This window comes from Mycobacterium sp. SMC-16, from assembly GCF_046250085.1.
GTDB lineage: Bacteria > Actinomycetota > Actinomycetes > Mycobacteriales > Mycobacteriaceae > Mycobacterium > Mycobacterium phocaicum.
Window position 1 is genome coordinate 5,879,915 of the sequence record NZ_CP176427.1, and the last position, 23,175, is coordinate 5,903,089.

23 protein-coding genes and 1 pseudogene are annotated in these 23,175 nt (G+C 65.5%); 4 read left to right on the forward strand and 20 right to left on the reverse strand.

The annotated features are described in order from the left end of the window. The first annotated feature begins 58 nt into the window (after nucleotides 1-58). Entirely contained in the window at nucleotides 59-580 is a 522-nt protein-coding gene (locus tag ACJEIK_RS28535) for a hypothetical protein (RefSeq protein ID WP_064858355.1), read from the forward strand. Here the strand turns inward: ACJEIK_RS28535 and ACJEIK_RS28540 are convergent. Genes ACJEIK_RS28540 through ACJEIK_RS28555 form a run of 4 tightly spaced genes read right to left on the reverse strand, consistent with a single transcriptional unit; the run spans nucleotide 570 to nucleotide 3,803 of the window. Beyond that, nucleotides 570-1,781, reverse strand: coding sequence for a hypothetical protein (locus ACJEIK_RS28540; protein WP_135357396.1), 1,212 nt, complete (start codon nucleotides 1,779-1,781; stop codon nucleotides 570-572). The two genes, ACJEIK_RS28535 and ACJEIK_RS28540, sit on opposite strands and share 11 nt — an antisense overlap. A gap of 40 nt (nucleotides 1,782-1,821) precedes the next feature. After that, nucleotides 1,822-2,397, reverse strand: a complete 576-nt coding sequence (locus tag ACJEIK_RS28545; protein ID WP_135357397.1) for a class I SAM-dependent methyltransferase — start codon at nucleotides 2,395-2,397, stop codon at nucleotides 1,822-1,824. Nucleotides 2,398-2,446: 49 nt separating this feature from the next. Continuing rightward, nucleotides 2,447-3,205: a helix-turn-helix domain-containing protein gene (locus tag ACJEIK_RS28550; RefSeq protein ID WP_406784064.1), complete on the reverse strand. Its 759-nt coding sequence runs from the start codon at nucleotides 3,203-3,205 to the stop codon at nucleotides 2,447-2,449. 37 nt (nucleotides 3,206-3,242) lie between these two features. After that, nucleotides 3,243-3,803: a PadR family transcriptional regulator gene (locus tag ACJEIK_RS28555; RefSeq protein ID WP_135357399.1), complete on the reverse strand. Its 561-nt coding sequence runs from the start codon at nucleotides 3,801-3,803 to the stop codon at nucleotides 3,243-3,245. 110 nt (nucleotides 3,804-3,913) lie between these two features. Between ACJEIK_RS28555 and ACJEIK_RS28560 the strand changes: the two genes are divergently transcribed. Both ACJEIK_RS28560 and ACJEIK_RS28565 read left to right on the forward strand, forming a co-directional pair. Continuing rightward, a complete protein-coding gene (locus ACJEIK_RS28560) occupies nucleotides 3,914-4,333 on the forward strand; it encodes a nuclear transport factor 2 family protein (protein WP_406784063.1) in 420 nt (139 codons plus the stop codon). 2 nt (nucleotides 4,334-4,335) lie between these two features. Continuing rightward, nucleotides 4,336-5,373, forward strand: coding sequence for an LLM class F420-dependent oxidoreductase (locus tag ACJEIK_RS28565; RefSeq protein WP_029104802.1), 1,038 nt, complete (start codon nucleotides 4,336-4,338; stop codon nucleotides 5,371-5,373). Between the two features lie 11 nt (nucleotides 5,374-5,384). Here the strand turns inward: ACJEIK_RS28565 and ACJEIK_RS28570 are convergent, their stop codons facing one another. The 8 genes and pseudogenes from ACJEIK_RS28570 to ACJEIK_RS28605 all read right to left on the reverse strand — a co-directional run. Further along, complete coding sequence (locus ACJEIK_RS28570; protein WP_409430762.1) at nucleotides 5,385-5,864, reverse strand: CAP domain-containing protein; 480 nt, start codon at nucleotides 5,862-5,864, stop codon at nucleotides 5,385-5,387. After that, nucleotides 5,861-6,232 carry a DUF732 domain-containing protein gene (locus ACJEIK_RS28575; RefSeq protein ID WP_234785525.1) on the reverse strand — a complete coding sequence of 124 codons (372 nt, stop codon included), beginning with the start codon at nucleotides 6,230-6,232 and terminating at the stop codon, nucleotides 5,861-5,863. The genes ACJEIK_RS28570 and ACJEIK_RS28575 overlap by 4 nt, the downstream gene beginning before the upstream one ends. Further along, nucleotides 6,202-6,786, reverse strand: a complete 585-nt coding sequence (locus ACJEIK_RS28580) for a hypothetical protein (RefSeq protein WP_409430763.1) — start codon at nucleotides 6,784-6,786, stop codon at nucleotides 6,202-6,204. The genes ACJEIK_RS28575 and ACJEIK_RS28580 overlap by 31 nt, the downstream gene beginning before the upstream one ends. 37 nt (nucleotides 6,787-6,823) lie before the next feature. Beyond that, a complete protein-coding gene (locus ACJEIK_RS28585; protein ID WP_133426259.1) occupies nucleotides 6,824-7,399 on the reverse strand; it encodes a mammalian cell entry protein in 576 nt (191 codons plus the stop codon). Then, the gene (locus tag ACJEIK_RS28590) at nucleotides 7,369-8,847 is read right to left on the reverse strand and encodes an MCE family protein (protein WP_082762090.1); all 1,479 of its coding nucleotides are present in this window, start codon (nucleotides 8,845-8,847) and stop codon (nucleotides 7,369-7,371) included. The genes ACJEIK_RS28585 and ACJEIK_RS28590 overlap by 31 nt, the downstream gene beginning before the upstream one ends. 1 nt (nucleotide 8,848) lies before the next feature. Then, nucleotides 8,849-9,970 carry an MCE family protein gene (locus tag ACJEIK_RS28595; protein ID WP_409430764.1) on the reverse strand — a complete coding sequence of 374 codons (1,122 nt, stop codon included), beginning with the start codon at nucleotides 9,968-9,970 and terminating at the stop codon, nucleotides 8,849-8,851. Then, a complete protein-coding gene (locus ACJEIK_RS28600) occupies nucleotides 9,967-11,289 on the reverse strand; it encodes an MCE family protein (RefSeq protein ID WP_409430765.1) in 1,323 nt (440 codons plus the stop codon). The genes ACJEIK_RS28595 and ACJEIK_RS28600 overlap by 4 nt, the downstream gene beginning before the upstream one ends. A gap of 2 nt (nucleotides 11,290-11,291) precedes the next feature. Further along, nucleotides 11,292-11,882: pseudogene (locus ACJEIK_RS28605) on the reverse strand (mammalian cell entry protein); the annotation flags it as partial. A gap of 128 nt (nucleotides 11,883-12,010) precedes the next feature. Between ACJEIK_RS28605 and ACJEIK_RS28610 the strand changes: the two are divergent. Then, entirely contained in the window at nucleotides 12,011-13,324 is a 1,314-nt protein-coding gene (locus ACJEIK_RS28610) for an IS256 family transposase (protein WP_052536990.1), read from the forward strand. Here ACJEIK_RS28610 and ACJEIK_RS28615 read toward each other — a convergent pair. The 8 genes from ACJEIK_RS28615 to ACJEIK_RS28650 all read right to left on the reverse strand — a co-directional run bounded on the left by ACJEIK_RS28615 (nucleotide 13,301) and on the right by ACJEIK_RS28650 (nucleotide 22,882). Beyond that, complete coding sequence (locus ACJEIK_RS28615) at nucleotides 13,301-14,143, reverse strand: MCE family protein (RefSeq protein WP_409430766.1); 843 nt, start codon at nucleotides 14,141-14,143, stop codon at nucleotides 13,301-13,303. The two genes, ACJEIK_RS28610 and ACJEIK_RS28615, sit on opposite strands and share 24 nt — an antisense overlap. Further along, the gene (locus tag ACJEIK_RS28620) at nucleotides 14,140-15,168 is read right to left on the reverse strand and encodes an MCE family protein (protein ID WP_409430767.1); all 1,029 of its coding nucleotides are present in this window, start codon (nucleotides 15,166-15,168) and stop codon (nucleotides 14,140-14,142) included. Before ACJEIK_RS28620 ends, ACJEIK_RS28615 begins: the two co-directional genes overlap by 4 nt. Beyond that, nucleotides 15,165-16,475, reverse strand: a complete 1,311-nt coding sequence (locus ACJEIK_RS28625; protein WP_409430768.1) for an MCE family protein — start codon at nucleotides 16,473-16,475, stop codon at nucleotides 15,165-15,167. The genes ACJEIK_RS28620 and ACJEIK_RS28625 overlap by 4 nt, the downstream gene beginning before the upstream one ends. 5 nt (nucleotides 16,476-16,480) lie before the next feature. Next, a complete protein-coding gene (locus ACJEIK_RS28630) occupies nucleotides 16,481-17,335 on the reverse strand; it encodes an ABC transporter permease (RefSeq protein WP_409430769.1) in 855 nt (284 codons plus the stop codon). Then, nucleotides 17,332-18,018: an ABC transporter permease gene (locus tag ACJEIK_RS28635; protein ID WP_234884465.1), complete on the reverse strand. Its 687-nt coding sequence runs from the start codon at nucleotides 18,016-18,018 to the stop codon at nucleotides 17,332-17,334. The genes ACJEIK_RS28630 and ACJEIK_RS28635 overlap by 4 nt, the downstream gene beginning before the upstream one ends. 295 nt (nucleotides 18,019-18,313) lie before the next feature. Further along, nucleotides 18,314-20,392, reverse strand: coding sequence for an alkyl/aryl-sulfatase (locus tag ACJEIK_RS28640; protein WP_409430770.1), 2,079 nt, complete (start codon nucleotides 20,390-20,392; stop codon nucleotides 18,314-18,316). Nucleotides 20,393-20,560: 168 nt separating this feature from the next. After that, on the reverse strand, nucleotides 20,561-20,785 hold the full coding sequence (locus ACJEIK_RS28645) for a hypothetical protein (RefSeq protein WP_082762091.1): 225 nt from the start codon (nucleotides 20,783-20,785) through the stop codon (nucleotides 20,561-20,563). 93 nt (nucleotides 20,786-20,878) lie between these two features. Next, nucleotides 20,879-22,882 carry a hypothetical protein gene (locus ACJEIK_RS28650; protein WP_409430771.1) on the reverse strand — a complete coding sequence of 668 codons (2,004 nt, stop codon included), beginning with the start codon at nucleotides 22,880-22,882 and terminating at the stop codon, nucleotides 20,879-20,881. Between the last annotated feature and the right edge of the window lie 293 nt (nucleotides 22,883-23,175).

The window sequence follows — 23,175 nt, forward strand, 5'->3', positions numbered from 1 at the left end:
ATGGCGATGGTAACCGTCCAGGCCCGAACACCGCCCGACAAGCACTACCATGACGGCCATGACCGTTCGCCCGCGCCGGATCGTGTGGCAGGTCGCGGCACTGTCGCTGCTCGCGGCCTGTGGTTCGAACACGTCGGCGACGCCGTCGTCGAGCACTTCGAGCGCATCGCCGCCCACGACCACGACAGCCCAGCTCCCTTCGCCGGTCCCGATCGTGCCGATGAAACCGAATGCGCGCCAGGCCAAGTGGGTCGACCTGCAGGTCGGCGACTGCCTGAGCACACCGCCGCCCACCGACCCCAGCGTCGTCGAAGTGACGCTGGTGGACTGTGCCGCCCCGCACATCGCCGAGGTGTTCCTGCGCGCCAATGTCGCGGTCAACGACGCCATCGCCGGTGTCGCCGATCAGCGGTGCACAGCGGGCCTGACGGCGTACGCCGGTCAAGACAGCCGGTACACCTCGACCTACCTGATCGACTCGAACATGGACCGCACCGGACACACGCCGCTGCCCAGCACTGTCATCTGCCTGCTGCAGTCGGCCACGGGCCTCTCGTTGAACGGCTCCGCTAAGGCTTAGCCGTCAACAGGATGTATTGCGCGGCAACCTGTTCGTGCACGTCCTTCAACTCGGGGCCACGTGCCTCGATGGCATAGTCACCCGCCGGCGCGACACAGTAGAACTGCTTCGGGTTGGCCAACAGGATGCAGCGGCTCAGCGTCAGGGCCGGCACCGGATCGGCGGTCTCGGTGCCGTCAACCGACACCTCCTTGCCGAAGGTGTTCGCCACGTTGACCGCAGACGCCGGGTCCTTGGCGCGATACACGCTGGTCTTTCCACGGGCGAACGCCGTCACGCCGTTGTCCTGGAACACCCTGCTCGAGGTGACCGGGTTGCTCTGGAAGTGCAGGGCCCCGGTGCCGGAGTAGACCGCGTTCTGTGAATTGCGCGGCGCGTCGGTCTGCAGCGTCAAGGCCAGCAGACCCGTCGGATCGATCGGCACGGCCGGCAGTTCCGCCGCGGGTTTGAACGGCTCGATCGCGGCGGCCTGCGCGCCGATCGCCTTGGTCACCAACGCGATGGCCGGATCAAGACCGGCCGTTGACTGTGCCAATTGCGTCAGGACATAGGGACCGTGCGCGATGAAGGACCGCACGGTGGTCAACTTCGTGCCGCGGGCATCGACGTCGTACGTCGAAGCCAGCGCATCCGGATGATCTGGAATGGCAACGGTTTTCGGCACCGCGCCGCGGATGTTGAGCTGAAGCGCAGCCGCGTTCATCTCGCCGGCCGCGGCGCCGGCGTCCTCGGGCGAGGCAAAGCGCAGCACGCCGTTGATCAGCACGGTCTTGGTCGCAGACTCACGCGCCGAGACGAACCCATCGATGAACTTGTGCCTGCCGGCCGCGGTCGCGATGCTCTCTGGGCCGAACTGAGCCAGCAAGCCCGGCTCGTCGATGACGAAATATGTTGACAGATAAGGCTCGGTGAGTGTGCTGTCGACCTGCCAGGGCCCCACCACGTAGCCGGCCAGCTGTTGCGCCTCCAACCTCGCGCCGGCCTCGGGCGCACCCGCGGTGCCGTAGGGCTCATGGGCCTTGGTCGGGTACTTTCCGGGCTTCAACTGCGCAGGGGCGACGATCGCCGGCGGAGGTGGTGCCGTCGAGGTCGCCGGCTTGGTGGCTGACGTGGCGGGGCTGGACTGCGTCGACCCGCCACCACAGCCCGCGGCCAGCACCGCCACCGCGACCACCGCTCCACAGCTCACCAGACCCCGCATGCGTCCCTCCCCTGCCGACTGCAGACCAACCTACTCAGTGTCAGGTCTTCGCGGCACTGAACTGCATCACATGCCCAAACACCTTGGTACTCGTATCGATACGCAGCCCGTGGCGCCGTCCTTCGGCCGCCAGTTCATCGGGGTTCACCAGCCGGAACGGCGACCGGTCCACCCGGTGCACCGCCGTGGCCACCGGTGTCCGCGTCAGGTCGTAACCGACGAACACGCCTCCGGGCTTGAGCACCCGGGCGATCTCCGCGACCGCGGCCTCCCATTCGATGACGTGGTGCAGCACCAGGCAGCTGACCACCGAATCGAACGCGCCGTCGTCGAACGGCAGGCGGGTCGCATCGGCGCTCTGCACGGTGACGTCCGGGTTGTCCTCCAGCCTCCGCGCCGCGGCGTCGACCATCACCGGGTCCAGGTCGGTCGCGGTGATCGACAACCCGGGACGCGCCGACGACAGCCCTTCCGCGATTGCCCCACTCCCGGAACCGATCTCGAGCAACCGTTCTCCCAGCTGGTCGGTGGGCAGGATGTCGAGGACGGCACGGGTGGTGGTTCTCCACATGGCGCCGCAGCAGAAGGCCCGCTCGACCCTGGACATCACCGGCATTGCGGTCTCCTCCTCGTAGTGTCCTTCGAGTATGGAACCGCCTGCCTCCTCAGTACTTGGACGGATCCGTCGAATCCCGCAGCGCCCGGGCGATCTCGGACGGCGCCGCGCCGGTCATCTCACGGCATACCCGGTTGGCATGGGAGCCGTCGGCGAATCCGGCCAGATGCGCGGCGTCGGTGACCTGCTCACCGCCGGCGAGATGTTTCAACCCGGAGAGCAGTCGGGCCCAGCGGGTGGCCGCCGAGAAGGAGACACCGGTCTGCTGCCGGCACAGGCGGCCGAGGTAGTCCGGTGACACCGCGACCTCGTGCGCGATCGATGCCAGGTCCACGGATTCGGTTGTGCCGCTGTAGATCAGGTCCATCGCCTGCTTCAGCTGCGGATGCAGTCCGGGTTGTTGTCCCGGATCGCCGCAGAGACGCTGGATCAGCGTGGCGGCGGCCAACTCGGGGTCGGTGTCGAACGCGGCGGCCACGGCCTGTGCGAGCGCCTGGTCGTCGGCCGGCAGCCAGATGCCGTCACCGGATTCGCTCTGACTGAGGGCGTGCAGCGCTGCCCCGGGCCAGGTGTGCGGCGCCAGATACAGGGCCAACGTCAGATCGGTGGGCGCCGACCACACCGCGTGGCCGGCGCCGCTGGCGATGACGACGACGTGCCCGCTCCGGGGCGCCGCGCCGTCTGTTCGGACCGTCAGCGGACCCGTCAGGCCGACACCGATCTGCACCGCCGGATGGTGGTGAATCTCCAGGTCGCCGAACGTGCCGACGACCATGACCTGCGCTGGACCGATCTCCCAGACGCGCATGCCTCATGCTAACGCCGCGGCCGGCGCCGCACTTCTGCTAACGCCGCGGCTGCCGCCGCTCGATGACCTCCAATGCCTGTTGCGCCCACCGCAGATTCTCCTGCTCGAACGCGATGCCGCGCATCAGCGTCAGGTAGGGCCCCACGCGCTCCGCCTCGGACAGGAACATCGCCTCGCTGCGGCCGCCCAGTATGCGGCTGCGAATCCGTTCGTAGAGCTCGAGTTGATTGGTGGTCCACTGGATTCGGTCCCTCAGGCCCGCGCACACGGCCTCCGCATTGCCGCTGTCGACGGTGGACACCTGCACCAGTAGGTCGTCGCGCATGGCCAAGGGCTTCGGCGTGGCCTCGGTGAATGCATGCACCGCCTTCCGGCCGGCATCGGTCAGCGTGAACATCCGCTTGTTGGGCCGCCGCTCCTGCTCGACGACACGGGCCTCGATCAGCCCGTCGGCCGCGAGTCGGTCGAGTTCGCGGTACAGCTGCTGCGGGGTGGCCATCCAGAAGTTGGCGACGGACGCGTCGAAGCCCTTGGCCAGGTCATATCCCGAGGCCTCACTGTCGAGCAGGGCCGCCAACACGGCGTCACGCAGAGCCATGTCCAGGAGTCTAATAGTCAACAAAGTGATTAGTCACATATAGACATGCCGAGCTTGTCCCGCTAGCGTCACCCGTACCTAATCACCAAATTGACTATGCGAGGTATGCGATGCAGGCATTCCGCAAGGCGGTCGAGGCCGCTGACGGCGAAGCCATGGCCGCCTGTTTGGCCGACGACGTGGTGTTCACCAGTCCCGTCGCCTTCAAGCCCTACCCGGGCAAGCCCATCACCGCCGCCATCCTGCGCGGCGTGCTGCGAGTTTTCGAGGACTTCCGCTACATCCGAGAGATCAATGACCCCGAAAACAACAGCCACGCTTTGATTTTCGAGACCAAGGTCGGCGGCAAGACGATCAACGGATGCGACTTCATCCACGTCAACGACGAGGGCCTGATCGACGAGTTCACCGTCATGGTCCGGCCACTGTCGGGAGCGCAGGCCCTGTCGGAGGCCATGGCCGCCCAGTTCCCGCAGATCCAGGCCGAGGCCGCCGAAGCCATCGCCGCCCTGGCCTCGAAGGGGCAGTGAGCATGAAGATCGGTCTCGGCATCAACTACGCCGGCGGCTTCAAAGAGGTTGTGGCCGAGGTCGCCGATCTCGAAAAGGCCGGCCTGGACGTCGTTTTCGTCCCCGAGGCATACTCTTTCGACGCCATCAGCGCACTCGGCTATCTCGCCGCCGCCACCGAGCGGGTGGAACTGGCCTCCGGCGTCCTGCAGCTCTACACCCGCACACCCACGCTGACGGCGATGACCGCCGCCGGCCTCGACTATGTGTCCGACGGCCGGTACATCCTGGGTCTCGGCGCCTCCGGCCCGCAGGTGATCGAAGGCTTCCACGGCGTCCCCTACGACAGCCCGATCGGCCGGACCCGCGAGGTCGTGGAGATTTGCCGCCAGGTGTGGCGCCGCGAGCGACTCGCCTACCAGGGCAAGCACTACACCATCCCCCTCCCGGAGGGCCAGGGCACGGGGCTCGGTAAGTCGCTCAAGCTCATCAATCACCCTGTGCGCGAGCGCATTCCGGTGCTGCTGGCCGCACTCGGCCCGAAGAACGTCGAGCTGGCAGCGGAGATCGCCGAGGGCTGGCAGCCGATCTTCTACATGCCGGAGAAGGCCAAGGACGTCTGGGGCGACGCGCTCGCGGCCGGGTACGCCAAGCGCGACGCGACGCTGCCGCCCATGGACATCTACGCCGGACCGGCACTGGCCATCGGCGACAACGTCGAGGGAATGCGCGAGTTCATCAAGCCGCACATCGCGCTGTATATCGGTGGCATGGGCGCCAAGGGCAAAAACTTCTATCACAACGTGGCCACCAAGTACGGCTACGGCGCCGAGGCCGACCGCATCCAGGAGCTGTACCTGGCCGGCGACAAGGACGGCGCGGCGAAAGTCGTTCCCGACGAACTGGTCCGGGACATCTCGCTGATCGGTAGCCGCGAGTTCGTCAAGGAACGAGTGGCGGCATTCCGGGAGGCAGGCGTGACGGTACTCAACGTGGTGCCGATGGGTGCGACGACCGCCGACCGCGTCAAGCTCATCGAGGAGCTGCGCGAGCTGGTCTAGGCAGTCAGCCTCTACGCGCCAGGCTGACCGTACACCGCGACGACGACCGAACGGTCGGGGCTGTTCTCGGACCACACGCCCATGACGGTGTTGGCGCAGTTGGCCATGATCGCGTAGGTCGGCGGATCGTAGTACCACTGGTTCAATACATCCAGGTTGTTGATGGCGATGGACCGGTTGATCGCAACCGTCTGAAACACCTTGCCCCGGAAGCCCGCTGCTTCCGCGCGCCGCTGTGCCGTCGACCCGTCCGAGCCGAGGTCGCCGTCGAGGTCGCGGTTGTTCAGCACATCGTTCGCGTGCCACTCAGCGGCGAGCCGTAGCTGCGGGCTGACCGCCACGTCATTGGTGCAGCCGGCCTGGTGCTGAATGGTGTAGACGTTGGCGACCACGCTGTTGTTGAGGCGGGTGTTGTCGGCATGGGCCACCGCAGGCAGCGCGGCGCCGCACGCGAAGACCGCCAGGATCACCCCGGCGAATCGGGTACTCACTGTGCCCCCGGTCGATAGTTGCCTGCGGAATTGCGCAGCGGCCCGATCAGCTCGGGGCACAGTTCGTTGATCACCTGTCCGACAAGATAATTCGCCTGGCCTTCGTCGCCACCCGCGACGTCGACCTTGATGTCACCGATGATCTGCCCGTAACTCCGGCCCGCGGCGATCTTGTCGCACACGCCGCGCCCGTAGGCGATGGCGGCATCGCCGCTCGGGAAGTTGAAACCGCCCCGCACGTTGACGCTGTTCACGTAGGTCACCGGGTCGGCCTGCACCGACGGCACCATCCATCCGGCCGCGGCCCCCGCGGCGAACAACATCAGCAGCCCCCGCGTCACACGGGATCGAACTGTGAGATCAGCCATCGATCGTGCACCTTGTCGAGAGTCACCCGCACCGTCGAGGTCGACGCGGTGGGCGCGTCGGCACCGATGGTGGTCGTCTGGTTCACGAAAACCAGTACCACGGCATGGTTTTCGGTCGCCGACACCGAGGCGGCGTCCGGAACGGTCGCGACCGCGGAGATGTGTTTCTGCTTGGCCCCGGGCGCCACGACGGTGTCGACCAACTTGGTGTACTCGTCGCGGAAGCCGCCGGTCAGCCGGCCGGCGGCCGACTTCAGCTCGGTGTCAACCGTTTCCGGCCGGTAGGACAGCATGGCGACGGTGCCGTCACTTGCCGCCCGCACCGATTCGGTGGCCGCGGCTTGCGCGAGCCGCACCGACCCGTCCTGCCAGTTGAAGTACCCCGCAGCGACGGCAAGCAGCATCGCCGCGAACGCAAATGTCAGACCCGTCCACCGCGCCCAGGGCTTCCGTGAATCACTCTGCACCGCTGCGGGTTCGGCTTCGACAACCGTCGCCTCGGCGGCCTCGGTCTCGTCGGGTTCGACGGGACGTTCTTCGACATCCACGGTCATGATCTGTCCTTCATGTTGCCCTGACCGTCCGATCTGCTCATGACACGAACTGGACGTTGGAAATTCGGGCGCCCGCGCCGTCCTTGGCGACGCTGATCCGCATGCGCCAGTTTCGTGGTGGACCGGCCGGCGCCTCGGCCAGCGAGGTCCGCACCGACACGGCGAGAAGTACCTGTGCCCCATCACCGTTCACCGATTCGAGTCCGGCTTCGGTGACGGTGCCCTCGGATTTCGATCGGGCCTGCTTGACCACCGCGACGAACGGCTCGGACCGGCGCTGGAAGTCGTCGCGGAATGCGCCGGTCGACGAATCGAGTATGCGGCGAATGTCGGTGTCCGCCTCGGTGTAGCTGATCGTGGTCAGGTTCAGCGCGGCCTGGCGTGCGGTCTGCACGTACAGGTTCCGCAGTTCCTGCGCCTGTTCGGACTGGTATGCGCGAAAGCCCAGCCAGCCCGCCAGGGCACCGCCGGCGACGACCAGCGCCAGACCGGCTGCGACCACCGGCGAGATGCGCGCCAACCGTTGCCGCAGTGACGGTTTCCGTGCCGCGACAGCATCATCGTCGGCTTCGCCGACGGTGTCTAACTGCTCGGGGTCAGCATGCTCTGCCATGTCTTGCCTTTCTCGGTGGCGGCCAGGTCGGAGTCGGTGTACGGCTTCCCGTCGGGCCCGACGTACCCGCCGGTCACAGGGTCATAGGGCACCAAGGCCACCGGAGGCGCCGGGGGCGCGGGTCCAGGTGCGCCACTGGGGCGCTGCCGGGGATCGGTGCCCGGCGCGTACTGCGGTACCCCTTGCCCCGTCAGCGTGGCGTTGGGATCGCCCTTCCAGACGTATCCGTCGTTGAGGGGCACGTACTGCTCATTGCTTTCGCAGAGTTCGACGGTCGGTGCGCGCTTGGCCGGATTGTTCTCGCACGGAATGTTCCGTACGCCACGGACATTCAGGTCGGAATCCTGCGGAACCCGGCAGTACAGCTCACCGGCGGGACGTTCGGGATAGTCCACCTCGGTGGGTACCCGCTGCTGCTTGATCGGCAGGAAGCCGGTGTTGCACGGGGGCGGCAGGTTCATGTTCAGTTTGAAGTCCAGATAGATGCCCCGATAGGGCGTCTTGAGGTCCGAGTCGGCGACCGCGATCGCCGACATCAACGCGGTGCCCTGCGGGAAAAGCACCAGCAGTTGTTCGATGTCGTGCCGATAGACCACCGCGATCTCACCCAGGCTCACCATGTTGGCCAGCAGGACCGGCAGTGCGGGAGCGAACCTGTTGAACAGGGCGCGGCCCTCTTCCAAGGTCGGCTGGCCGAGCTTGAGCAGCTCGGCGAATGCCGCATCCTGGGCCTTGAACTGGCCGGTGATGGACGCGAGCCGCTGCGCCCACGTGGCGATCGAATCCGCTTTCTGCACTTGGGAGTTCAATACCGTGGGGCTCTGGTCGATCAGTTGCGTGATCGGGCCGACGGTCTTGCCGGCCGCGATGGCCAGCGACGTGGAGCCGTTGACGATGCGCGACAACTCAGGTCCGAGTCCGCTGACCGCTTTGTCTGCTTCGTCGACGACGGTACGCAGATTGTCCTGCGGGATGGCTTCGAGCGCCCGGTTGGTCGCGTCGAGCAGGTTGCCGATATCCGGCGGAATCCGCGCCTTCGCCACCGGGATGGTCGCGCCGCCGCGTAGGGTCGGGCCGGCGTCGGAATGCCCTGTCGCAGGGATCAATTCGACGAACTGTTCACCGACGGCCGAGCGGCTGTGTACCGCGGCCGACACGTCCGCCGGCACCTTGATGGCGGAGTCGAGGTTAAGCTCCGCGCGGACCCCGCCCGTCGTGACATCGACAGCCTTGACCCGCCCGATCTCGGTGCCGCGGTACGTGACCACTGACGTCGGGTACAGCCCGCCGGATTCGGGCAGCTCGACCGTCACGGTGTAGCGGCCGTACCCGAGCAGCGTCGGTACGTGCACGAAGCCGAATGCCATGACGCTGCACGCGATCACCGTGACGGCGCCGAGGATCGCCAGCTGGATCCAGACGGTCCGGGACAACCGCAGCCGCAGCATGTCAGTACCCCCCGAAGTGATAGGGGGCGATCAGGGGGTTGCCCGCGGTGTACGGGCTGGGCATCTGACCGATCGTGCGGCCCCACTGCATTTCGAGTTCGGTGAGGTTGCCCTCCCACCGGGTGCCGGTGAACAGGCTGCTGTCGAGCCGGCTCAGCGTGAGGTCGATGATCATCGTGATGTTGGCGAAGTCGCCCCGAAACCAGTTGCCGAGGTTGCTTTTCACCCACGGGTAGGTCGACAGGAAGTCCAGTCCCTTCGTCAGCGCCGGGCCCGAATCTGCCAGCGACCGCAGCACCGGCACCATGCTCCGCAGGTTCGCGACGAGGCTCTCCTTGGTCTGCTTGACCGTCGACGCCGCGACAGCGCTGAACCGACCGACGGCGTCGATCGCGTCGGCGAGCTTCGTCCGCTGCTCGGCCAGCACCGCCAAGGCCTGCGGAATGGTCGTGAGCGCTTTGTCGACGGTGCGCTGGTTCGCCGCGACCTGACCCACCAGCGAGTTCAAATGCTCGGTGGCCGAGATGATGTAGTCGGTCTGGTCGTTGAGCCGGGAGATGAACGTGTCGAGCTGGGTCAGCAGGCTGCGCATGTCGTTCTCGCGCCCGGCCAGGGCCTTCGCGAAGGTCTGGTTGATCTCCTGCAATTGGGCCAGGCCACCGCCGTTCAGCAGGATCGACGCCGACGCGAGCGCCTGCTCGGTGGTGGGATACGTGGCGGCCCTGGACAGCGGGATCACCGCGCCGTTGGTCAGTTCTCCCTGCGGCGCTTCGCTTGTCGGTGGGCTGAGCTCGATGTGCATCGACCCCAACAGGCTGGTCTGCCCGACCTTGGCGGTGCTGTTGGCGGGTAGATGAACGTCGCCGTCGATGCGCATGGTGACCAGCGCGTGCCAGTCCTGCACCTCGATCTTGGTGACGTTGCCGACGTTGACGTCGCCGACGCGTACCCGGGTGTTCTGTTGGATCACGACGACGTCCGGCAGCTGTGCCTGGATTGTGTACGAGCCCGGTCCGTCGCCGACCGTGCCGGGCAGCACCAGCGAATTCAGGCCCCGCCATTGGCATCCCGGCAACGCCAGGACGCTGACGAAGACGAGCGTCGCCGTCATGGAGCGCTTCATGGCTGCGTCCCCTGCTGCGGGACCATGAGGCCGGCCAGTCCCTGACCCGGGTCGGTCGGCGTCGGCGCAGGGGCCTCGGCCGGCAACGGGGCCGGCGCCGGATTCTGCTGCGGCGGCGCCCCGCCCGGCCGCAGGCGCGGCTCGCTGTAGGTGACCTCGTTGGGCCGGGCCGTGGCGCCGACGAACGGGTTGCCGCCGATCGGCAGGAAGTTGTACTGCCGGTTCTTGATGATCGGCGCCAGGTACTGCACGCACAGCTTGGCGGACTGCTCGAAGCCCTGCCGCGCCGCGGACTGGATTGCGCCGCACAGGAACTGCACGGTGTCGGCGAAGTTGACCGGTGCCAGGATGCCGGTGATGGCGCTCTGTGCGGGGTCGTAGATGTTGGTGAAGTTCTGGAACACCGTCGGCGTGATGTGCAGGACCTGTTTGAGGTCCGTGCGGCTGTCGTTGAGCGCTGTGGTGATCGCGTTGAGGTGATCGAAGGTAGTACCCAGCCCTTCGCGATTCTCCGCGATGAACCCGCGCAGATCCTTTACCGCGGTATCCAGGTTGCGCGTCGCGTCGGCGATGTTGTTCGGTGTGCTCGACAGGGCGGTCGTGATGGACGCCATGTTGGTGTTGAAGGACGCCAGCAGGTCGCTGCTCGACGACAGCGCAGACACCAGCATCTGCAAGTTGCGGACAGTACTGAAGATGTCGGTGCTGTGGTCACCGAGGGCCGACATGGCGCGGGACAGTTTGATCACGGTGTCGCGGGCGGTGTCGCCCTGGCCACGCAGGTTGTCGGCGGCACTGTTGATGAATTCACCGACGGCACTGGGACCGCCGGGGCTGGTCGGCTGCAGCGAGTCGGTCAGCTTCTCGAGCTGCTGCCGGAAATCGTCCCACTCCACCGGCACCACGGTGCGGTCGAGTGCGATGGTGGAGCCCGCGGCAAGCTTGGGGCCGCTGGTGTAGGCGGGCACCAACTGGATGGCCCGCGCACTGACCAGTGACGGCGACAAGATGGCCGCACGGACGTCGGCGGGCACCGCGTATTGCGAGTCCACCGTGAAGGTCACCTTGGCGGCATGCGGTTGCGGTTCGATCTTCTCGACCGTGCCGACGGTGACGCCCAGAATCCTGATGTCGTCGCCGGTGTACAGCCCGTTGGTGTTCGCAAAGTACGCGACGTAGGTGCTGCGGACGGCGGCAACCCACCAGGACCGCGCCAGTCCGGTCGCCGCGACCGCCAGGATGACCACCAGAGTGAGCGCAATGGCGATGCGCCATGCCCGGCGGCTGCCCACGCGCGGTGTGGTTTCGGGGGTGGACATGGTCAGCTCCCTCCCACGGGCGAAACGGGATCTGACACCACACCGGGCGAACCGCTGGGCGAATGGTTCGACGGCGGGAGCGGCGTCGGATGCGGGACCGTCGGCGGTGGCACCTCATTTGGGGCCGGAGCCAGCGCCGGAGGTCCGGGCGCCGGACCACCCGGCGGCGGCGCGGGCAGTGGCTCACGATAGGGGTAGCGCGGGTCACCAGGATTTCCGGTGATCGCATCGGGCAGCGTGAGATTCGGCGGTCCGCCCTGGCCGGTGCGGGGATACGGCGACGGCAGCGGCGGAGTACCCGGCTGACCGGCGCCGGGCTCGGTCAGCTGCGACGGCAGCAGCACGTTGGGGTCCAAGCCCAAGTCGGAGAACGCCGCGTCGACGAACGGCTGATCGAACTGACCCGGGAACAGGTTGACGAGTGACGCTTTGAAGAACGGTCCCGCACCCAGCACTTCGCCGAACGACATCGCGTACCGGCGCAACAGGTACAGCGTGCGCTGCAGCTCCTGCTTTCGGTTGTCGAGGATGCCGAGGACGCCGTTGAGCTTGTCGACGGCCGCTTTGAGTTGTGTCCGGTTGTCCTGGAGCAATGATCAGAACCTGTGGATGAGCCTCGGCGAGGCGGCGTAGGAAAGGGCGCACCTTCCCGAGGATGATCTGAATGTCGAAGGTCTGATCAAGAGCCGGCGTTGGCGCGCTGGTTCGGGAAGGTACGCCCATGCTCACGGTAGTTCACGATGCGGATTCATCCAACGAGGATGCTGGCTCGTCGCGGTCGTTGCTCGATGAGATTGTCCGCGACGGTGCCCGCCAGATGCTGGCCGCAGCGTTGCGGGCTGAGGTCGCCGCCTACATCGAGGCTCATGCCGGTGAGCTTGATGAGAACGGGCACCGGCTGGTGGTGCGCAATGGCTATCACCGCGAGCGCGAGGTGCTCACCGCGGCGGGCGCGGTGAGTGTGACCGCGCCGCGGGTCAATGACAAACGTGTTGACCCGGACACTGGTGAGCGGCAACGGTTTTCCTCGGCGATCCTGCCGGCGTGGGTGCGCAAGTCGCCGCAGATGACCGAGGTGTTGCCGTTGCTGTATCTGCATGGCTTGTCGACCAGTGATTTCGGTCCGGCGTTGGAGCAGTTCCTGGGCTCGGGTGCCGGCTTGTCGGCCACGACGATCACCCGACTCACCACGCAGTGGCAGGACGAGGCCAAGGCCTTCGAGGCCCGTGATCTGTCGGGCACCGACTACGTCTACCTGTGGGTCGACGGCATCCATCTCAAGGTGCGCCTGGAGCAGGAGAAGCTCTGTTTGCTGGTGATGATCGGTGTGCGCGCTGACGGCCGCAAGGAGCTGGTCGCGCTCACCGACGGGTACCGGGAGTCGGCCGAGTCGTGGGCTGATCTGTTGCGGTCGTGCCGACGTCGCGGGATGACCGCACCGGTGCTGGCCGTCGGCGATGGGGCCCTGGGGTTCTGGAAGGCCGTGCGTGAGGTGTTCCCGGCCACCGGCGAGCAGCGGTGCTGGTTTCACAAGCAGGCCAATGTTCTTGCCTGCCTGCCAAAGTCGGCTCATCCGGGGGCGATCGCGGCGATGCGGGAGATCTACAACGCCGAGGATATCGACCACGCGCAGGTGGCGATCAAGGCGTTCGAGGTGGACTACGGCGCCAAGTACCCCAAGGCGGTCGCCAAGATCGTCGATGACGCCGATGTGCTGCTGGAGTTCTATAAGTACCCGGCCGAGCACTGGGTCCATCTGCGCACTACCAACCCGATCGAATCAACGTTTGCCACGGTACGTTTGAGGACCAAGGTGACCAAGGGGCCGGGTTCACGCGTCGCCGGAATGGCCATGGCTTACAAGCTGATCGACGCCGCGCAAGCCCGCTGGCGAGCCGTCAACGCACCGCACCTGGTCGCTCTGGTCCGGGCCGGCGCGATCTTCCACAAAGGCAAACTGCTCGAGCGACCCACCGACATCACCCCGTCGGCGGACTCGGCACCGACCGAATCAACTGGAACGGAGGTCGCCTGAAACAAGCCGATCCACAGGTATTGACAATTCCTCGTTGTCCTGCACCAGACCGGACAGCTGGACAGTGGCGGCGCTGACATTGGTCATCAGCGTCTCGACCGAATTACGTTGCGACAGAACCTCACCCAGTAATGCGTCGGTGTTGACCACCAGTTGCGCGATCTGGTCACTGCGCTTGGCCAGCACCGCGGTCACCTTGTTCGCATCGGCGAGCAGCTGCCGCAGCTTGGCGTCGCGGGTGCCGAGAGTGTCGGAGAATCGCGCCACGCTCTCCAGCGCCAGCTTCAGGTCGGGAGGGGTGTTCTGGAATGTCTGCGCCAGTGTCTTGAGCGCCGACGACAGCTGTGTGGTGTCGAGGCCGCTGATGGTGGTCGTCAGGTCACCCAACGCCGCAGGCAGGTCGTACGGCGAGGTGGTGCGTTCGATCGGTATGGGGCCGTTGAGGTTTCGGTCACCGCGCGGCGTCAGCTCCAGCACCTTGGTGCCCAGCACGGTCTCGGTCTTGATGGCGGCCTCGGTGCGGTCGCCCAGTTCGACATCGTCACGCACCGTGAAATCCACCCGAACCTTGGCGCCCTCCAGATGGATTCCTGAGACCCGCCCGACACCCAGGCCCGACACTCGCACGTCGCTGCCCGTCTTGATGCCGCCCGCATCGGCGAAGTACGCCTGGTAGTCGGACGTCCCCTTGATGAATGGGATCTTGTCGTAGCTGAAGGCGGCGACGACGATCGCGACGATCAGCGCGATACCGGTCGCGCCGACCGCCATCCGGTTCCGTTCGGCCAGCGGCTTGATGTTCCACTTGGTGCGCGTCATTTCGGTGTGCACCGACCCGAATCCTGGCCGGCCACCTTGACGTACACCGGTTGGCCGCCTTTTCCGTTGAGCTTGAGCAGTGCATCGCAGAGGTAGAAGCCGAAGTAGTCGCCGTACAGCCCGTTGCGCGAGAGAATCTGGTACGCGTCGGGCAGCGTCCGCACCAGTTCGTCGACGTAGTCGTGGTCGGCCATGATCTGGCCGGAGACCCGGTCCGTCTGCTGCACAAACTGTTTGATCGGTTCACGAGCCACCGTCAGCAGGTCGGCGACCGACCGCGCCGCGGTGTTGATGTTCGCCACGCCGGTGGCGATGTCGGATCTGCGGTCGGCCAGCCCCTGAACGAGTTGCGAAAGTTTGTCCAGCCCATCGGCGAACTGGGTGTCACGCGCCGCGAACGTCCCCAGCACGGTGTTCAGGTTGGTGATGACCTCACCGATGAGCTGGTCCCGGCCCGCCAATGTTGTTGTCAGTGCCGAGGTCTGGGCCAGCACCGAGGAGATGGTGCCGCCCTGCCCCTGGAACACCCGCAGCAGTTCGCCGCTCAACGCATTGACCTGGTCCGGATCGAGCGCACGGAACAGTGGGCGGAAGCCGCCGATGAGCGCGTCGACATCCAGTGCCGGCGACGTCCGGGACAACGGAATGGTCTGGCCCGGCAGGAGTTTGCGCACCGACCCGGGGCCCTCCTCGAGCGCCAGATAGCGATCGCCGATCAGGTTCTCGTAGCGGATGGTCGCCGTGGTGCCTTCGGTGAGCGTCAGGTTTCTGTCGATGGCGAAGTCGATGGTGACGGTGCCGTCGCGGTGCAGGTTGAGGCTCTTGACCTTCCCGACCTCCACGCCGGCGATGCGAACGAAGTTGCCGCCCTTGAGCCCCGACACGTTGCTGAACACCGCCTGGTAGGAAGCCCGCGAATCGAAACGGAACTGCCCGAACACCGTCAGCAGCCCGAACATGAAGAGCAGGCTCACCACGGTGAAAATCACGACGCGGGTGGCGATCCCGCGAATCCGGCTTCTCACGGCGCCCCCGGCTCGGGTTGGGGTACACCCATCTCAACACCGGGCAGCCCCGGTGCCGGCCCGCCCGGGTACCGAATCCGCGGCGGTTCCGGTTGCGGTTTGGTCACCGGGAAGTAGTTGGCGAAACCGGGGAAACCGATACCCGGGTTGGGCCGCATGTCCAGGCCGTCACCGAAACCGGTGTCGGTCACCAGGTATTTGACCGGAAAGTGCTTGCTGACGTTGGGCAGCGAACCGCAGCTCGGCTTACCACCGGGCCCGCCGCTGGCATTGACGACGGGCAGGTTGTCGGGGAACCGGTAGGGGTCGGCGCCGGCCAGCAGCGCGGCGTCCATGATCACCGATTTACCGTTGCCGCCCATGGCATATCGACCACCGTGTTCGAGGAACCATTGAGCGCCCTGGAACAGGCAGGTATACGTCGGCGAGTATTTGTCGAGCAGTGCGGTCGTCGGCCTCAGCAGTTCCATCGACCGGGCCAATGCGGTCTCGTTGGTCCCGATGGTGTCGATGCCCGCCTGGGAGAAGCCGACCGCCGACAACAACAGGCCGTCCAGCTCCTTCGACTGGCCGGCGATCGTGGTGGCGGTGGTCGAGAACGAATCCAGGCTGGACACGATGTCCTGTGCCGCAGTCGAATACGCCTGCGCGGTCCGCCCGAACAGCTGCCAGTCCGTGCGCACGGTGTCCATGCGCGGATTCACCTCGAGCAGAACGTGGTTCGCGTCGGTGATGGCTTGGCCGATGACGTCGCCCTTGCCGCGCAACGACTCGGCCACCGCCGAGAGCACCGAGTTGAGCTTCGTCGGATCGATCACCTGGACCACCGACTGCAGGTTCTCGAATACGGTGTTGACCTCGACCGTCACGTTCTGCGACTGCAGTACCGCACTTGACCGGAGGTGGCCCGCGCTGGGACCGCTCGAGGGTACGTTCAGTTCGACGTACTTGGCGCCGAACGCGGTGCTCGACCGGATCTGAGCTTCGACATTTCCGGGCAACTGTGCAAACGGTCCCGGGTACATCCGGAGCTTCAGCGTCGAAAGTACATGTCCCGCAGTATCTGTGCGACTACCGATCGATTCGACCTCGCCGATCTGGACACCCCGGAGTTTCACCTTCGCGCCGTCTTCCATCACCAGGCCGGCACGGTCGGAGATCAAGGTCAACGGTACGAATCCCCGCAAGGATCCGGAGAACAGCAGCCACGTCATCGCGGTCATGGCGACGACCAGGATCACCAAGACCGGCGCCCACCAGATCGGGTCGATCTGCTCACGCCGAGTTCCGTTCGCTCCCTTCGCCATCCGGGTCAGCCCGCGAGGTGGAAGTTGCCGGACTGGCCGTAGACGGACAGCGTGATGGTGAGCAGGATGAACACGCCGGCGGTGATCGAGGTGCGCACCGCGCGGCCGACGGCCTCACCGACACCGGCCGGTCCGCCGGAGGCGGTGAAGCCGTAGTAGGTGTGCACCGCCATCACCGCGGCGGCCATGGCCAGCGCCTCGAAGAAGGACCAGGCCAGATCGTTGGGGTGCAGGAACGTCGTGAAGTAGTGGTCGTAGACGCCCCGCGACTGGCCGTAGATCATCGTCGTGCCGAACCGGGTGGCCAGGAAGGACATCAACACCGCGACGGTGTAGATCGGGACGACGGCCACCACCCCGGCGACGACCCGGGTCGCAGCCAGGTATGTGACCACCCGGATGCCCATCACTTCCAGGGCGTCGATCTCCTCGTTGATGCGCATGGCGCCGAGCTGCGCTGTCGCGCCGGCACCGATCGTGGCGGCCAGCGCCACCCCGGCGGTCGCCGGGGCGATGAAGCGCACGTTCAGGAAGGCCCCCAGGAAGCCCGTGAGGGCTTCGATGCCGACGTTGGACAGGGTGTTGTAGCCCTGCACCGCGATCAGGGCACCGGTGGACAGGGTGAGGAACCCGACGATGACGACCGTGCCCCCGATGACGGCGAGCGCACCGGTGCCCATGCCCATGACCGCGATCAGCCGCAGCACCTCGCCCGGATAGCGCCGGACGGCGTCCGCGGTGGCGGCGAGGGCGCTGCCGTAGAAGGCCGTCTGCTCGCCCAGCCGGCGAGTCGCCGCGATCGCCTGGTCGGTGAGTTCGCTGAGGTGTGACGGGCGGTCGACCTCGACATCGGTTGTCATGGCGCCACTTTCACGCCGAACGCGGTTGCCAGGATGTTGATCAGGAACAGCGCCATGAACGAGAAGACGACGGTCTCGTTGACCGCGTTGCCGACCGCGGTTGGGCCGCCACCGACCGAAAGGCCCTTGTAGCACGCGATAAGACCGGCCGACAGGCCGAACAGCAGTGCCTTGACCAGGGAGACGATCACCTGCGGCAGACCGGTCAGCAGCGTCATCCCCGCGATGAACGCACCGGGGGTCACGTGCTGGATGTAGACGACGAAGAAGTAGCTGCCGGCCAGGCCGACGACGGCGACCATCGAATACAGCATCGCCGCGACGAACGTCGCGGCGAGCACACGCGGTACGACCAAGGCCGGAATCGGGTTGACGCCAATGACTTTCATGGCGTCGATCTCTTCTCGGATGGTGCGCGCTCCGAGGTCGGCACACATGGCCGTCGAGCCGGCACCGGCCACGACGATCGCGGTGACCACCGGCCCCACCTGTGTCACCGAGGCCAGCGCAGCGCCGGCACCGGACAGGTCGCCGGCACCGACCTCGATCAGCACGATGTTGAGCGTGAAGACGATCAGCACCGTGTAGGGAATGGACAGCACGACGGTCGGGACGACGGAGACCCGGGCGACGAACCAGATCTGCTCGATCAGTTCCCGCCAGGCATACGGTGGACGCAGCATCGCGGCGAATGTCTCGCCGGTCAGGACGATGAAATCGCCGACCGCTACGGCGGGGCGTGCCCAGGCCGCGGAGGCGCGCGGAGACGACTGAAGCGTTTGCGCCACAAGCTGCCTCCCAGTGCCGATACGTCGTCGAACTTGGCCCGGACGTTAGGAAGGCACCAGTTTGCTGTCAACGCAACAGAATCGGGTACGACGTCGTCAATTGCCGAAGATGCAGGTTGACTCAACGCAATTGCTTCGGCTCACCCGGATTGAATCGCACTGAGCCAAAACCTACCCGCGAGTGCCCTGGTTACGGCGTCACGATGTTGAACCAAAGCTGGAAGGTGTCGAGCAGCCCCACGAACTCGTCCACCGCCTGCCTCTTACCCTCGACTGTGACGTTGTTCGCTGAAATCGCGTCGGCGAGTTTGACTTTGCCGAGTTGAATCTCGTTCATCGTCGCCTTGGTCAGCTTGAGTCCGGCGTCGGCGTTCGGGATGGTTCCGTCCACGTAGTTCAGGACGCCGTTCTCGACGGTGAGGCCGTACTGCTTCTTGAGGTCTGTGAAGTCCACGTTGAGGGCGATCTTCTTGCCGGCGGCCTTCGGACCGTTCAGCCGCACCGCCAGGTAGTCGAACATCATCTCCGGCGGCATGGCGTCGATGGTGTCAGGGCTCGCGGTGTCGGTGCCGCCGGAGGTGGGCACCCCGTTGCGCAGTTCGTACGCACCCTGCAGGTAAACCGAGCGCCATGGCCCGGATTCGGCCTGATAGCCCATTTGCTCGTAACTGTCGGCCAGCAGGTTCTTACCGTTGACGCTGTCGGGGTTGGCGAACACCACGTGTTTGAGCACCATGGCGGTCCAGCGGTAGTTGCCTTCGTCGAAGTCTTTCTTGGCCTTGCGCAGGACGGCGTCCTCGCCGCCCATGTACTCCACGTACTTCTTGGCGGCGGCCTGCGGTGGCAGGTCGTCGAGGTCGGACGGATTGCCGTCGTACCAGCCCATATAGCGCTGGTACACCGCGCGGGTGTTGTGCTTGAGCGTGCCGTAGTAACCGCGGTCGGGCCAGAAGTTGCCCAGCTCCGGCGGGAACTGCATCTCCTCGGCGATCTCGGATCCGATGAGGCCCTCGTTCATCAGGCGCACCGACTGGTCGTGCATGTACTTGTACATGTCACGCTGCTTCTTCCAGTAGTCGATGATCTTGTCTCGCCCCCACATCGGCCAGTGGTGGCTCTGGAACTTGATCTCGGTGTTGGGGCCGTAGACGCGGATGGTGTCGTCGAGGAACTTCGCCCAGATGCGGGCGTCGCGTACCTGCGCGCCGCGCAGCGTCAGCAGGTTGTGCATGGTGTTCGTCGTATTCTCGGCCATCCACATGGCCTTGAACTGCGGGAAGAAGGTGTTCATCTCGGTGGGCGCCTCGGTGCCCGGTGTCATCTGGAATTCCAGGTCGACGCCGTCGATGGTCATTTTCTGCCCGGTGGTGGTGATGATGTCGGTGGGGATGATCAGCGTCGGCAGGCCGGTGGAGACCGTCATGCCGAGGCCGCCGTTGACGCCGCCCTGTGCGTTGCGCGGCAGCAGCGCGCCGTACATGTAGACGGCGCGCCGCGACATGGCGTTGCCGGCGATCACGTTCTCGCTCACCGCGTCTTCGACGAAGGCTTGCGGGGCAATGACTTTCACCTTGCCGGAGTCGACGTCGGCCTGGTTGATGATGCCGCGGACGCCGCCATAGTGGTCGACGTGCGAGTGGCTGTGGATCACCGCGACGATCGGCCGTGGACCGAGCTTCTGGTTGACCAGATCCAGTGCGGCCTTGGCGGTTTCGGGCGAGATCAGCGTGTCGTAGACGATCCACCCGGTATTGCCCTTGATGAAGGTGATGTTCGACAGATCGTAGCCGCGGACCTGGTAGATCTTGTCGGGAAGGACTTCGAAAAGCCCGTATTCCATGCACAATTGGGCGTTACGCCAGAGGCTCGGGTTGACGGTGTCCGGCGCTGCCTTGTCATCGGAGATGTACTTCTTGTACTCCTCAAGGTCCCAGACGGTGGTGCCCTTGTCGTCCTTGATGGTCAGTGTTTCCGGCCTGGCGATGAGCCCCCGCTTGGCGTCGTCGAAATCGCTGCGCTCGTTGAACGGCAAAGAATCGAGGACCCTCTTGTTGGCCGCTTTGGTGGCGTCGGTCGCCGGCTTGACCTTGTTGTCGGTGCTGACGGCGTCCCCACTCGAGGGGCCTCCGGAGCCGTTGTCGTTGCACGCCGCGACCAGGGAGGTGGCAACGCCCGCCGCGGCCAGCCCACCGAGCAGCTTGCGGCGCGACACCTCCCCCTGATTCTCGCCGTCGTCACCATTCGTCTGCATCTTCGTAGTTCGCCCCATGGCGCCCGATTATGCCGATTCCGGCCGCGGATACCGGTCAAATTTACGAATGCGGACAATTCACCCGAGGCAAAAGGAGATTTTTCTCGTCATTTTCCGAAATTTACGAGCTGATGAATAAAGCGGCCGCTTCGCCGAAATAGCGAAGCGGCCATTGTCAGACCCGATCTAGGGGATCCATTTGCCCGGCTTGTTCCAGTGCCCCGGGGGCGGAACGAACGGCAGATGACCGATCTGACCGGGGGGAACACCGAACAGCTGGCCGACTTGACCCGGCGACGGGGCCGGAATCCACCACCAGGTATTGTCGGCGTTCGCCTGACCCGCGCCCAGTCCGATAGCAGCAAAGCTCAGGGCGCCTGCGGCAACAATTGCGAATTTATTGATAGACATGTCCGACTCCTTGTCAGCCCATCAGATGTCATGTATTCCATGATGCCACCGTGTGCTGTGGACCGCTATCAAGAATTGCCGGCTAACGTTTGCTCACTCGTTGTGTGCGACACCCTGCGACGACGTCTCGGCGGCAGCGGCCTTCACCGGCTTCGCCTTCGGCGCCGCACCGCGCGGCGACGGATCCTTCGGACCGGCATCGGCTGCCTTGTCGACCACCGGTTTGCCGCTGCCCGTTGCGTTCTGCCCGGCCTTCTTGCCCTTGCCGCGCTTCGGCGAATTGGCCTGCTTCGGCGCATCGGCCGATTTCGGCGCTTCGGACTTCGGCTGATCCTTGGTCGCTCCCGCCGAGCCCTTCTCGCCCGCGGGCTTCTTGCCGTCGGACTCTGCCTTTACCGCGTCCTTGCCGTCAGGCGCCTTCGTCTCAGGCGTCTTCGATTCCGGCGCCTTCACGTCGGGCTCGACGCTCGCGGGGTTCTTGGGCTCCGTGGACTTCTCGTCCACCGGCTTCACCTCGGGCTCCTTGCCAGGTTCCTCAGCCGGTTCCGTGGCCGGTTCCTTCACAGCATCGGGTCCGCCGGCGTCCTTGACCTCGGTCTCCTTCACCGGGGCGACCTTCACACCGGTCGCGGGCTCCTGCTTCGTCGCACCCGCGGCCTTCGGCGAGTTCAGTTCCGCCGCAACCTCTTTCATCGTGGCGACGGCCTTCAGCGCGGCCGTCGGGTTCACGGCAGCGACCGAGGTCGGAGGACGGATGATGTCGCCGATCTTCTGGATGATGTTCGAGATACCCGCGACCACGGCCTTCGTCACGTCGACCGCGGTGTTCGCCACCCATTTCACGCCCTGCACCACGGCGTTTGTCACCCATTTGACCGTATTGACGACGGCTTGCGTCACCGCCTTGGTGACGTCGACAAACGCATTCCACGCCGCGTCAACGACTTTCACCACGGCTTGCCCGATCTTGACGACGGTATCCACGACTGCGCCGATCGCCAGCCGCACCGCGGCCAGGATGCGCGCAGCGATGCCCTCGACGCCCCCGACGCCATTGAGCCGCAGGATTTCCTGCGCGATGACGAACGCGGCCTCCTTCGGGATCCAGTCCGCATAGAAGACGCCGAACTTGCCGGCGCCCGGCTGATCGTCGCGGGTGGTGTAGATGAAGATCGGCCCGCCGTAGAACTGGCCGTCGGTGGACATGGTCTGCCAGGTCTCGATGAGGTTCTTGATGAACTCGGCCTGGGTGTGCTCGCTGACGTTGTTGGTCGGCACCCCGTACTCGGTGATCCAGATCTTCTTGAGGCCGTCGCCGTTGGCCGCCATGAGGTCGTAGATCTTCTGAATCTGGGTGAACGGCGACAGGACGACGTTCTCCCCGTCGGAGAACTTCAGCGTCTCCTGGTACGGGTGGAACGCCAGCGCGTCGAAGTAGCCCTTCGCGCCGGCGGCGTACATACCGTTCACGTAGTCCACCGGGTTCATCGTGACGCCGCCGAAGGTGAAGACGCTGCCGAGCCCTGCGGCGATGACGGTCGCGGTCGGGTCAGCAGCCTTGATCGCCGGATAAGCGGCCTTCAACAGGTCGGTGTAACTCGACGGCGAGATCGGGTCGTAGAAACAGACGCAGTTGACCTCATTCCAGACCTCGTACGCCGAGATGGTCTTGCCGTACCGCGTCGCGACCTGGGTCATGAAATTCGCGTAGGCGACCGGATCAGGTGTCTTCGCACCGGGGAAGTTCCCGTCCGTCCCGGCCCAGACCGGCGTGCTGTTGACCATTGCGAGCACGCCCATGTTGCGGGCCTTCGCCGCGTTCATGATGTCGTCGATCGGCGCCCAGTTGTACTGGTTCGGCAGCGGCTGCGTGTACACCCACGGGATGTAGACCCGGACGTCCTGGACGCCCATCGATTGCAGCATGTCCAGCGTCGTGTCGATGTCCTGCTTCGACATCCCGTACAGGCTGGAGTCGGCCATCCCGATGGTCGACGGCGCCGAGACGATCTCGGCGGTCGGCGTCACCGCGGTGTGGGTTACCGGCTGCACCAACTGCGCCGCATATGCGCAGACCACCGCCAGCGGAATCAACACGGTCAACACCCGGTGCATTGCCCTGCAGCCGAGTCTGCCGATCCGTCCAGCCGCCAAAGCCCCCTTGAAGCGCTACCGAGCGACGCGTAATCACCACTCAAGGCAAATTTACGTCCGCGGATGGTAACCCGTAGGCGATTTGCCGGAGTCTCCTCACCCACTGCACGTCAGCGGCGTGAGCCGGTACCACCTACCGGCGGCGGATCACCGTCGTTCGCCAGGCTGCGGTTATTTACGATGCTGGCAAAATTCTTTGCCAGAAGCGCTGCGACAGCCGTTCACAACTGTTAATT

Excerpts from the sequence above, each read along its gene's own strand:
- ACJEIK_RS28595 (WP_409430764.1), bottom strand. The coding sequence starts at position 9,970 with ATGAAGCGCTCCATGACGGCGACGCTCGTCTTCGTCAGCGTCCTGGCG.
- ACJEIK_RS28590 (WP_082762090.1), bottom strand. The coding sequence starts at position 8,847 with ATGCTGCGGCTGCGGTTGTCCCGGACCGTCTGGATCCAGCTGGCGATC.
- ACJEIK_RS28600 (WP_409430765.1), bottom strand. The coding sequence starts at position 11,289 with ATGTCCACCCCCGAAACCACACCGCGCGTGGGCAGCCGCCGGGCATGG.
- ACJEIK_RS28540 (WP_135357396.1), bottom strand. The coding sequence starts at position 1,781 with ATGCGGGGTCTGGTGAGCTGTGGAGCGGTGGTCGCGGTGGCGGTGCTG.
- ACJEIK_RS28635 (WP_234884465.1), bottom strand. The coding sequence starts at position 18,018 with ATGCTGCGTCCACCGTATGCCTGGCGGGAACTGATCGAGCAGATCTGG.
- ACJEIK_RS28550 (WP_406784064.1), bottom strand. The coding sequence starts at position 3,205 with ATGCGCGTCTGGGAGATCGGTCCAGCGCAGGTCATGGTCGTCGGCACG.
- ACJEIK_RS28625 (WP_409430768.1), bottom strand. The coding sequence starts at position 16,475 with ATGGCGAAGGGAGCGAACGGAACTCGGCGTGAGCAGATCGACCCGATC.
- ACJEIK_RS28555 (WP_135357399.1), bottom strand. The coding sequence starts at position 3,803 with ATGGCTCTGCGTGACGCCGTGTTGGCGGCCCTGCTCGACAGTGAGGCC.
- ACJEIK_RS28610 (WP_052536990.1), top strand. The coding sequence starts at position 12,011 with ATGCTCACGGTAGTTCACGATGCGGATTCATCCAACGAGGATGCTGGC.
- ACJEIK_RS28535 (WP_064858355.1), top strand. The coding sequence starts at position 59 with ATGACCGTTCGCCCGCGCCGGATCGTGTGGCAGGTCGCGGCACTGTCG.
- ACJEIK_RS28640 (WP_409430770.1), bottom strand. The coding sequence starts at position 20,392 with ATGGGGCGAACTACGAAGATGCAGACGAATGGTGACGACGGCGAGAAT.
- ACJEIK_RS28560 (WP_406784063.1), top strand. The coding sequence starts at position 3,914 with ATGCAGGCATTCCGCAAGGCGGTCGAGGCCGCTGACGGCGAAGCCATG.
- ACJEIK_RS28585 (WP_133426259.1), bottom strand. The coding sequence starts at position 7,399 with ATGGCAGAGCATGCTGACCCCGAGCAGTTAGACACCGTCGGCGAAGCC.
- ACJEIK_RS28545 (WP_135357397.1), bottom strand. The coding sequence starts at position 2,397 with ATGCCGGTGATGTCCAGGGTCGAGCGGGCCTTCTGCTGCGGCGCCATG.
- ACJEIK_RS28575 (WP_234785525.1), bottom strand. The coding sequence starts at position 6,232 with ATGGCTGATCTCACAGTTCGATCCCGTGTGACGCGGGGGCTGCTGATG.
- ACJEIK_RS28565 (WP_029104802.1), top strand. The coding sequence starts at position 4,336 with ATGAAGATCGGTCTCGGCATCAACTACGCCGGCGGCTTCAAAGAGGTT.
- ACJEIK_RS28630 (WP_409430769.1), bottom strand. The coding sequence starts at position 17,335 with ATGACAACCGATGTCGAGGTCGACCGCCCGTCACACCTCAGCGAACTC.
- ACJEIK_RS28645 (WP_082762091.1), bottom strand. The coding sequence starts at position 20,785 with ATGTCTATCAATAAATTCGCAATTGTTGCCGCAGGCGCCCTGAGCTTT.
- ACJEIK_RS28615 (WP_409430766.1), bottom strand. The coding sequence starts at position 14,143 with ATGACGCGCACCAAGTGGAACATCAAGCCGCTGGCCGAACGGAACCGG.
- ACJEIK_RS28580 (WP_409430763.1), bottom strand. The coding sequence starts at position 6,786 with ATGACCGTGGATGTCGAAGAACGTCCCGTCGAACCCGACGAGACCGAG.